This is a genomic window from Gordonibacter pamelaeae (assembly GCF_003340385.1).
Taxonomy (GTDB): Bacteria; Actinomycetota; Coriobacteriia; order Coriobacteriales; family Eggerthellaceae; genus Gordonibacter; species Gordonibacter pamelaeae.
Genome location: NZ_PPTS01000014.1, coordinates 1 through 10,027, shown reverse-complemented (window position 1 = coordinate 10,027; position 10,027 = coordinate 1). Strand labels below are relative to the sequence as shown.

Below are 10,027 nucleotides of genomic sequence, written 5' to 3'. Positions count from 1 at the left end.
GTCGATCTGGCCCTCGGGGGTCGAGGCGCCGGCGGTGACGCCGACGGCGCCGCAGCCGGCGAGCCAGGCGGGGTCGATCTCGTCGGGCGACTCTATGTGGCGGGTGCGGGGGCAGGCGGCGGCGCAGATGTCGGCAAGGCGCGAGGTGTTCGACGAGTTGCGGCCGCCGATGACCACGATGGCGTCCACCTCGTCGGCGAGGGCGGCGGCGGCCTCCTGGCGCTGGCGCGTAGCGAAGCAGATGGTGTTCTTCACGAGCAGCTGCACGCCGCGCTGCTCGAGCGCGGCCACGACGGCGTCCAGGACCTCGCGCGTCTGGGTTGTCTGCACGACGACGCCCACGGGGCCGTCGAGCGTATCCGGCAGGTCGTCCGGGCCGGCCACCACGCTCACCGACGCACCGGCCTCGCGCGCACACGCCACGAGCCCTTCCACCTCGGGATGGCCCGCCTCCCCCACCACCACCACATGGCGGCCCTGCTCGGCAAGGTCGGCCGCCGCACGCTGGGCGCGCGCCACGTGCGGGCACGTGGCATCCACGAGCGGCAGGCCGCACGCCGCCACCGACCGCTTCACCGCGGGCGTCACGCCATGGCTGCGGATGACCACCGTGCCGGCGCCCGCCACGTCCTCCACGCCGTCGACGGCCCGCACGCCGCGTTCCGCCAGCTGCGCCACCACCTGCGGGTTGTGGATGAGCGGGCCCAGCGTGTAGACCCTCCCCCCGTCCTCGACGGCCTTGAGCGCCAGGTCGAGCGCGCGCTGCACGCCGTAGCAGGCGCCGGCGTACGCGGCGCGCACCACCCTCACGAGCGCTCCCCGGCCGGCACGGCGGAAACCTCCGCCTTGGCGGCGCGCTTCGCGCGGATGCCCGCCACGACCTCGGCCGTGGTGTGCTCGGGCACGGGATGCTCCTCGAACACAGCCGTGAAGTCGCGTCCACCGGGGAACAGCGCGGGCATGTCCACCTGCTCGCGCGGCACGCGCAGCGACAGCGCGAAGCACTCGCGCATGGCATACCACGTGCAGCCCTCCAGGCGGTCCTCCTTCGGCAGGAAGTCGAAGTCCTCCACGAGCAGGGGGTTGCCGTACTCGATGGTGATCTTGGGGAAGCGCAGGCGCTCGCCCTTCCTCTTCACGTTCTCGGCGTTGCGCACGGTCATGGGCAGGAGGGGGGCCTTCCCCATCTTCGCGACGAACGCGGCGCCGGAATGGATCTCGGGGGTCTTCGTGCCTTTGCCGCGGCGCGTGCCCTCGGGCAGGATGCCCACGATCTCGTCGTTTTTCAGCATGCGCGTCGCGCGCTTGATGGCGGTGCGGTCGGCGGAGTCGCGCTTGACGGGGAACGCGCCCACGCGCGAGAGGATCTGCCCCACTAGGCCGTGGGCGTTGTCGAACAGGCTCTCGCGGCCCATGAAGCGCAGCCATTGCTGCGGGCGCGTGGCCAGGTACATGAACGCCACGTCCAGAAACGAGGTGTGGTTCGCCACCACCACCACGCCGCTCTCCTTGTCGAAACCGCGGATGCTCTCGCGGTTGTCCACGCGGTAGCGGAAGCAGATCTTGAACACGAACACGAGGAATCCCCAGATGAGATTGCCTGCCCAGTGGGGGGCCTGCTTCTCGTCGGACGTGCCGCCGAGCGGCATGTCCCATATCTTCTCGTACGGGAGGATCAGGCTCATCGCGCGGCCCTCTCGCGCGCGAGCTCCACGATCTCGTCGATGACGTCCTCTATGTAGCGGCCCGTGGAGTCGAGGCGCACGGCATCGTCGGCGGGCTTGAGGGGCGAGGTGGCGCGCGAGGAGTCATGCTCGTCGCGGCGCCGCAGGTCGGCGAGGACCTCGTCGAAGTCGATGGAGCCGATGGAGCGGTCGGCGTTCTGCCGCACGCGGCGGTGCGCGCGCTCCTCGTCCGATGCGGTGAGAAACACCTTCACCTCTGCCTCGGGGAACACCACCGTGCCGATGTCGCGGCCCTCCACCACGTAGTCGCCCGCGCGCCCTATGCGACGCTGCTGCCCCACGAGCGCCTCGCGCACGGAGGGCGCGGCCGACACGGGGCTCACGGCGCGGTCGATCTCGGCCGTGCGGATGGCGCGCGTGACGTCCTCGCCGCCGATGGACACGCTTTTGGGGGCCGGGTCGCCCGGCTCGTGCCCGAACGCGATGTCGTGCATACGGGCCAGCTGCCCGAGCGCCGCGTCGTCGTCGAACGGCACGCCGTCCTGCAGGGCGCGCCACGCCACGGCACGGTACATGGCGCCCGTGTCGAGGCAGGAGAAGCCGAGCTTCTTCGCCACGGCCTTCGCGACCGTGGACTTTCCGGCCCCGCTGGGGCCGTCAATGGCGATGATCATCGAGCCAACCTTTCGATATCGTCCAGGAACCGGGGATAGCTGATCTTGACGGAGTCGAAGTTCTTCACTTCTACGGGAACCCCGCCCGTGAGGCCCACGAGCGCCCACGTCATGGCAAGGCGGTGGTCGCCGTGGGAGTCGAACACGAGGCCCGCAGGGGCGCGCAGGCCGGGCTGGCCCTCCACGTAGAGGTCGTTGCCGTCGATGTAGGCCTCCACGCCCAGCTGGCCGAGGCCCTCCACGACGGCCGCCAGGCGGTCCGTCTCCTTCACGCGCAGCTCGCCCACCTCGCGGAACACCGTCACGCCGCGGGCGTGCGCCGCCACGAGCGCGAGCACCGGAACCTCGTCGACGATGCCCGCGATCTTCTCGGCCGGCACCTCGCAGCCATGGAGGCTCGGGGTGTGGCACGCCGCTATCATCCCGTAGGGCTCCTTGCCCGCCGCGCCCGCATGGCGCACCGACACGTCGGCGCCCATGCGCTCGAGCGTGCGGGTGAAGCCGATGCGCGCCGTGTTCAGGCTCACGTTCTCCACCTGGAGAGAGCTGCCGGGCTTGAGCACCGCGGCGCACACGAGGAACGCGGCCGAGGACGGGTCGCCCGGAACGCGCACCTCGGCGGCCTGGAGCACGCGGGGGCCGGTCACGCTGGCCGTGCGGTCGGCTGCTGTGGTGGGCACGCCGAACTCGGGCAGCATGAGCTCGGTGTGGTTGCGCGACGGGGCGGGCTCGTTCAAGGTGGTCGTGCCGCGCGCGTAGACGCCCGCCAGCAGCACGGCTGTTTTGAGCTGGGCCGACGCCATGGGAGCATCATAGGTGATAGCGCGCAGGTCGCGCGTGCCCACCTCGGTTATGGGCAGCGTCTCGCGGCCGCCGGGCTCGAAGCGCGCGCCCATCTTCATGAGCGGCGCGGTGATGCGGCGCATGGGGCGGCGCTGGAGCGACTCGTCGCCCGTGATCTCCACGGGTACGTCCCACGGCGCGAGCACGCCCATGAGCAGGCGCGCCGTGGTTCCCGAGTTGCCGCAGTCGATGGGGGCGTCGGGCTTGCGCGGGCCGGAGGCGCCCCAGCCCGTGATGCCGCCGGCCAGGCTGCCGTCGGGCTGCCGCTCCAGCGAGACCCGGGCGCCGAGCTGGCTCACCGCCTTGATGGACGAGCGCACGTCCTCCGAGTCCAGCACGCCGGACACGCGCGACGTGCCCTCGGCCATGGCCGCGAACAGCACGGCGCGGTGCGAGATGGACTTGTCGCCCGGCACGGTGGCGGCGCCGCGCAACGGCGCGGGCAAAGGCTCGACGACCGTGCGGCCGGCCTCGGGCTGCGGGGACGGTGCAAATGCGGCTGATGCGACGGGCTCATGCGACATGGGTATGCTCCTTGGCCGAAAGCGGACTGAACGACACCGAGAAACCGGCGTTGATGAGCTGGGCGGACAGCTGGCCGACGTCGCCCTCGTCGGTGAGCACGAGGCTCAACACCGCGCTGTCGGCCGTGATATGGTCGATCTCGATAGACTGGATGTTGCAGCCCACGGAGCTGGCGATGGTGGTGACCTCGGCCACGACGCCGGTGCGGTCCTCCATGGGGATGCGCACCTCGAGCAGCTTCTCGGTCGAGGGCACCCACGCCGCCGGCAGCGCCCGGCGTGCCTCGGCGGCCTCGGCGAGCAGCGCGGTCATGCGGGCGCGGTCGCCGGCGGCGAGCGCCTCGGCGAACGAGCCGATGATGCCCTGCACCTCCGCAAGGCCCTCCCCGAGCGCCGCGGCGTTGTCGAAGGCGATGCCGCACCACAGCTCCGGCGAGCCGGCGGCGATGCGGGTGGAGTCCTTGAAGCCGCCGGCCGCCAGGCGCATGAGCGCCTGCTGGTCGTCGGCGTGGCGGCAGGCCAGCTGCACGAGCGACGAGGCCATGATGTGCGGCACATGGCTCACCACGGCCACCGCCTCGTCGTGGTCCTCGCGCGGCAGGGCGATCACGCGGGCGCCGAGCGACGTGACCAGCTCGTGCAGGCGCGGGAAGTGCTCGGCCGGCGTGGCCGCGTCGGGGCAGAGTATCCAGTGCGCGCCTTGGAACAGGTCGGCGCGAGCGCCGTCGATGCCGTTTTTCTCGGAACCGGCCATGGGGTGGCCCGGCACGTAGTTCTCGGGATGCGGCAGCGTGCGCGCGGCAACTGCCGCGATGCGCGACTTCGTGGAGGCGGTGTCCGTGACGATGCCGCCGAAATCCCAGGCCGCCAGATGCTCGAAGTACTGCTCCACCACGTCCACGGGAGCGGCGAGCACCACGAGGTCGCACCCCCCGCGCACGCAGTGCTCGAACGCCGGGTCGTCCGGGGCCCAGGCGGCGTCGGTCCAACCGCGCTCGAGCGCGACGGCGCGCGTGCGGCCGTCCACATCCACGCCGGAAAGCCGGATGTCAGGCTGCGCGGCGCGCACCGCAGCGGCGAACGAGGCGCCCACCAGGCCGAGGCCCACGATGACGATGTGCCTGAACGCAGCTTGGCCGGTTTGTTCGGTATGAGGTTCGATCATGGGACGATGCTGCCCTTCCTACAGTCGTGAGACCAGGGCACGGCACGTCGCCGCTCCCCCGGCCTGACCATTCTAACATTATTATAGACCGATCGACGGCCGCCCGTCACCGGCCCACGGCGCGCTCGAGCGCCCGCACCTCGGCAGGTTCCAGCACGCGCCACGCGCCACGCGGCAGGCCGCCCAGCCCCACGGGGCCGAACGTGTCGCGGTGCAGCGCGAGCACCGGGTGCCCGATGGCGGCCAGCATGCGCCTCACCTGGCGCTTGCGGCCCTCGTGCAGGCCTATGCGCACGATCGAGCGGTCGCGCGCCCGCGCGGAGCACGCACGGGCGTACTGGCGCGACGCCCCTTCCGGCGCGGCAGGCGGCACGTCGAGGACCGCCAGCGCCGCTGCGGCCGCCTCGTCCTCCACGAGCGCTACCCGCGCCGGCAGCGTGGGGCCGTCGTCCAGCTCGATGCCCTCGCGCAGATGCGCGAGCTGGGCCGCGCTCGGCCGGCCCTCGACGAGCGCCGTATACACCTTTTCCACATGGCCGCGCGGGCGCAGGAGCGCGTGCCCCATCTCGCCGTCCGTGGAGAACAGCAGCAGGCCCGTGGTGTCGCGGTCGAGCCGCCCGATGGGGAACAGCCCCGGATGCTCGGCCGCGGGCACGAGCTCCGCCACGGTGGGGCGGCCCTGCGGATCGGACATGGTGGTGACGTAGCCGGCCGGCTTGTGCAACATGAGCGTGACGGGGCCGTCTGCCAGGCGCACGACGCGACCGTCCACCGCCACCTCGTCTACGAGCGGGTCCACCTTGCTGCCCAGCTCGGTGACCACCTCGCCGTTCACCGTGACGCGCCCGGCCGTCATAAGGTTCTCCGAGCCGCGGCGGCTGGCCGCCCCGGCGCGCGCGAGGAACTTCTGCAGGCGCATGGGAACGATGCGGGGGTTGTCGTTTTCTTCGCTCACATATCCTCCAAAGCCCGCAGCGTCGCCCCGTTCCGCCGTTCGGCAGAACGGCGGAGCCACTTACTCGTCATCGGTCTCGAACGTCAGGCTGTCGAAATCCACCTTCTCCACGAGGCCGAAACTCGAGCCCATGGCCTCGGCGAGCAGGCTCTGCGCCGCCTCGCCCGCGGCGTCATCGGCGGCCTCGTCCATGCGGGCGAAGAGCGCCTGCTCGGCGACGTCGCCGCCTGCGCCGCCCAGCTGCTCGCCCAGCGTCACCGCGGCCTCGCCCTCGCCGTCGAAGTCGAACTCCACGCCATCGAAGCCGTCGCCGGAGGCACCCTCCGCCGCGCCGTCAAGGCGGGCCTCGTCGGACACCCGCACAGGTTCGCGCGTGGCGGAGAGGCGCTCGCGGATGAACGTGCGCGTGTCGTCGTCGGGTGCGAACTGGTCCAGGTCGGGCAGGTCGGCCACGCTGCGCAGGCCGAACTTCTCGAGGAAGGCGCGCGTCGTGGCGTAGAGTGTGGGGTTGCCCGGCGCATCGGCCGTTCCCGCCTCGCGCACGAGGCCCTTCTCCACCAGCGAGTTCAGCGAGCTGTCCGAGTTCACGCCGCGCACGCTGGCCACGCCGGCGCGCGTGACGGGCTGCGAGTACGCCACGATGGCAAGCGTCTCCATGGCGGCCTGCGAGAGCTTCCGCGTGTCCCACGACAGCACGTACTTCTCCACCAGCTCGTGGTACACCGGATGCGTGTACAGGCGCCACCCGCCGGCCACCTCGCGCAGCTGCACGCCGCGCTCCTCCGTCTCGAAGCGCGCGCGCAAGCCCACGAGCGCCTGCTCCACGTCGGCCGGCTCCACCTCCAGCATGTCGGCGAGCGCGATGGTGCCCACCGGCTCGTCGGTCACGAACAAGAGCGCCTCGAGGGCGCCCGCCAGCTGGCTTTCCTGCAATCCCTGGAACACGGACCCAACCTTTCCCTACTCTTCCCCTACCGAGGTCAGCGCGTCGTCGCCGGTGAGCACGAGCTCGCCCGAGCCCTCGATGTAGCGGATGTCGATGTCGCCGAACTGCTCCTGCTGCTCGATCTTCACCATGGCGCGCTTGTACAGCTCCAGCACCGCCAAAAACGTCACCACCACCACGGGCAGCGGCGTGCGCTCGTCCACGAGCTCCGAGAACCGCAGGCGCTTCCGGTTCACGATGCGCTGGTGGATGGCCCGCACGTGCACCTCCACCGGGATGGGCTTCGCAGCGATGTGCTCGGATTCCAGCAGGAACACCTCGCGGCGCGCGTAGGCCTGGGCAGCCAGGAGCGCCAGGCCGTCCAGCGTCACGCCCTTCAGGTAGTCGGGCATGAGGTTCAGGAAGCACGCGTCCGGCCCGAACGGGCGCGCGTGCATGCGGCCCTCGGCCATGAAGCGCGCAAGCAGCGTGGAGGCCGCGTTCTTGAACTGCTTGTACGCGAGCAGCCGGTCCACCAGCATATCGCGCGCCTCGCTGGGCGCGAGCTCGGCAATGTCGTCGTCCACGGCGTCGCGGTCGCGCGGGATGAGGCTCTCGGCCTTGATCTCCAGCAGCGTGGACGCCACCAGCAGAAAGTCGCTCGCCACGTCGAGGTCGAGGTTGTCCATGCGGCCCACCTCGGCCAGGTACTGGTCGGCGATCTGCGTGATGGAGATGGCCCCGATGTCCACCTTCTGGCGGCTGACCAGGTAGAGCAAGAGGTCGAACGGCCCCTCGAAGCTGTCTATGCGAACCTTGTACGACACGCCCGCCCCGCTATCCGGCGAACGAGAACAGCAGGTCGAACACGTTGCCCGCCGTGACGTCCAGGTAGATGCCGATGGGGTTGAAGTGCAGCACGTACGGCACGAGGAGCACCACGACGAGGAACACCGGCATCGCGTAGCGCTGCACCTTGTAATACTGGGGCAGGTACTTCTTCGGCAGGAAGAACGCGAAGATGGACGAGCCGTCAAGCGGCGGGATGGGCAGCAGGTTGAAGAACATGAGATACAGGTTGATGAGCGAGAACATAGGAAGGAACATCGTATAGAAGTAGTAGAACACGTCGCTCTGCGCCAGCTGGGCCACCGGGAGCAGCAGCGACATCGCCGTGAAGACGAGGGCCCCCAGGACGGCCAGCGCGAGGTTGGCCGCCGGGCCCGCCAGCCCCACGATGAGGTCGCCCTTGCGCGCGTCCTTGAAGTAGGCCGGGTTGTAGGGCACGGGCTTCGCGTAGCCGAAAACGGGCATGTTCATGGCCATGAGCAGAAGCGGCATGATGACCGTGCCGAAGGGATCGATGTGCTTGAGCGGGTTCAGCGACAGGCGCCCGGCACGCTGGGCCGTGGGGTCGCCCAGCTTGTAGGCGGCGAAGCCGTGGCACGCCTCGTGGCACACGATGGCCGGCACGAAGCTGAGTATTGAGCAGATGAGGTAAGGTATCGAAATCATGATGCGACCAGTCTAGCGCAAAGGGCCGCACCCGCCGTCCCAGCCGGGGAAACTTCACAAACTCCCGCAGAGGGAGAGCTGCGGGCCCGCACGGAAGCGAGGCCCCTGCCCTTGCGCCGCCGGCGTCGGTTCTTGCACCGTTCGCGTCGAAAAGCCTCCGCAGGGACGTCCAGGGCGCCTTCCGCCACACGCGGGGATGGAGGGCGACAGGGTGCGTGGTACGCTTCGCGTGCGGTTTCGGAACCGCGGCGGGGGCGGGAGCGCGCTTCGCGGCATCCCGCCGCCGTAGGCCAGCAGCGCAGAAACGATAAGGAGCCTCCAGCATGCAAGACACCCTTTCCAGTCCCATCCTCGCAGGCCAGACCGCCGTTGTAACCGGGGGCGCGTCCGGCATCGGCAAGAGCATCGTCCAGCGCTTCCTGGAGGCGGGCGCGAACTGCCTGGCCGCCGACCTCAACGAGGAGGCCCTCGCCGCGCTCAAGGAGGAGTTTGCCGCGTACGGCGACAAGCTCGACATCGCCCGGGTGGACGTGTCGGACCGCGACGCCGTGGAGGGCATGGTCGACCGCGCAGTGGACATGTTCGGCCAGATGGACATCATCGTGAACAACGCCGGCATCATGGACAACCTGCTGCCCATCGCCGAGATGGACGACGACGTATGGGAGCGCCTCATGAAGGTGAACCTCAACAGCGTCATGTACGGCACCCGCAAGGCCGTGCGCTACTTCCTCGACCGCGGCGAAGGCGGCGTCATCATCAACACCGCGTCGCTGTCGGGCCTGTGCGCCGGGCGCGGCGGCTGCGCCTACACGGCCTCGAAGTTCGCCGTCGTGGGCCTGACGAAGAACGTGGCGTTCATGTACGCCGACACGGGCATCCGCTGCAACGCCATCTGCCCCGGCAACACGCAGACGAACATCGGCGTGGGGATGCGCCAGCCCAGCGAGCGCGGCATGGCGAAGGCCACGACGGGCTACGCCGGCGCCACCCGTTCCGGCACCCCCGAGGAGATCTCGGCGGCGGCGCTGTTCTTGGCTTCCGACCAGGCCGGCTTCATCAACGGAGAGACGCTCACCATCGACGGCGGCTGGAGCGCGTACTAGGCTCCTCGCGCGGGCGCGCGGTACGGCACGCCAAGGCCAAAGCTAAGGCCCAAATCAACTCGCCCGTCAAGGCTCCCCCGGTCCGGCGCGTAGAACGCCCGCCGGACCGGGGTCGGACGGACGGACCGCCGCCGACGAAACCCCCTCGCGCGGGCGCGCGGTACGGTTCCCGAGGCGAACCTGCTCGGCGTGCACCGGCGGCGAAGATGCTCGCAGCACCGCATCGGCAGGCCCCTCGCTCGCACAGGCGCATGTCGCGGCGCAGGCAAGGCGATGGTCAAGCGCGGCCCTTCCACGTTGGCGCGCCATAGTGCGCGCGGCGTTTGCAGCCAAAGGTAAGGCGCACTTTGAGGACCATTGACGCGAAATAAGGGCCCGAGTGTCAAAAACGGGTCGGTTTGGCAATCCATACAGGAAAGATAGGTTTAAGAGAAAGAAATCCGACCTGGGCAAACACTCTCCTTGCAGGCTGCTGGGCCCCGAAAAGACCAAAACATCCCCGACGAGGTTGCCAAACCGGGAGCGCGGCGGTTTCTTGGACCGTGGGGGCATGCCACCACGGCGAACATAAGTTCTTATCCAAGGAAGGAGCCGAGATGTACTCGAAAGAGGACAGGGAGAGGATCCTGGCCGAC

The 10,027-nt window shown here is 69.9% G+C and carries 10 protein-coding genes; 1 reads left to right on the top strand and 9 read right to left on the bottom strand.

The annotated features are described in order from the left end of the window. From ispH to C1877_RS14790, 9 genes are all read right to left on the bottom strand, one after another. Positions 1-810 (bottom strand): 4-hydroxy-3-methylbut-2-enyl diphosphate reductase (gene ispH, locus C1877_RS14830; RefSeq protein WP_114569506.1); only part of this gene is annotated, 810 nt, incomplete at its 3' end. Next, positions 807-1,685 (bottom strand): lysophospholipid acyltransferase family protein, encoded by an 879-nt coding sequence (locus tag C1877_RS14825; RefSeq protein ID WP_096228386.1) that lies wholly within the window; start codon positions 1,683-1,685, stop codon positions 807-809. The genes C1877_RS14825 and ispH, both read right to left, overlap by 4 nt. Further along, on the bottom strand, positions 1,682-2,359 hold the full coding sequence (gene cmk / locus C1877_RS14820) for a (d)CMP kinase (RefSeq protein WP_114569505.1): 678 nt from the start codon (positions 2,357-2,359) through the stop codon (positions 1,682-1,684). The genes C1877_RS14825 and cmk overlap by 4 nt, the downstream gene beginning before the upstream one ends. Continuing rightward, positions 2,356-3,726: a 3-phosphoshikimate 1-carboxyvinyltransferase gene (gene aroA / locus C1877_RS14815; protein ID WP_114569504.1), complete on the bottom strand. Its 1,371-nt coding sequence runs from the start codon at positions 3,724-3,726 to the stop codon at positions 2,356-2,358. The genes cmk and aroA overlap by 4 nt, the downstream gene beginning before the upstream one ends. After that, the gene (locus C1877_RS14810) at positions 3,716-4,891 is read right to left on the bottom strand and encodes a prephenate dehydrogenase/arogenate dehydrogenase family protein (protein ID WP_114569503.1); all 1,176 of its coding nucleotides are present in this window, start codon (positions 4,889-4,891) and stop codon (positions 3,716-3,718) included. Before C1877_RS14810 ends, aroA begins: the two co-directional genes overlap by 11 nt. 106 nt (positions 4,892-4,997) lie before the next feature. Then, on the bottom strand, positions 4,998-5,810 hold the full coding sequence (locus tag C1877_RS14805; RefSeq protein ID WP_114569502.1) for a pseudouridine synthase: 813 nt from the start codon (positions 5,808-5,810) through the stop codon (positions 4,998-5,000). 96 nt (positions 5,811-5,906) lie between these two features. Then, the gene (gene scpB / locus C1877_RS14800) at positions 5,907-6,791 is read right to left on the bottom strand and encodes an SMC-Scp complex subunit ScpB (RefSeq protein ID WP_041239460.1); all 885 of its coding nucleotides are present in this window, start codon (positions 6,789-6,791) and stop codon (positions 5,907-5,909) included. A gap of 15 nt (positions 6,792-6,806) precedes the next feature. Then, positions 6,807-7,598: a segregation and condensation protein A gene (locus tag C1877_RS14795; RefSeq protein ID WP_041239461.1), complete on the bottom strand. Its 792-nt coding sequence runs from the start codon at positions 7,596-7,598 to the stop codon at positions 6,807-6,809. Between the two features lie 10 nt (positions 7,599-7,608). Beyond that, complete coding sequence (locus C1877_RS14790) at positions 7,609-8,286, bottom strand: site-2 protease family protein (RefSeq protein WP_015539846.1); 678 nt, start codon at positions 8,284-8,286, stop codon at positions 7,609-7,611. A gap of 323 nt (positions 8,287-8,609) precedes the next feature. Between C1877_RS14790 and C1877_RS14785 the strand changes: the two genes are divergently transcribed. Next, positions 8,610-9,392 (top strand): glucose 1-dehydrogenase, encoded by a 783-nt coding sequence (locus tag C1877_RS14785; RefSeq protein WP_015539847.1) that lies wholly within the window; start codon positions 8,610-8,612, stop codon positions 9,390-9,392. The last annotated feature ends 635 nt before the right edge of the window (positions 9,393-10,027 follow it).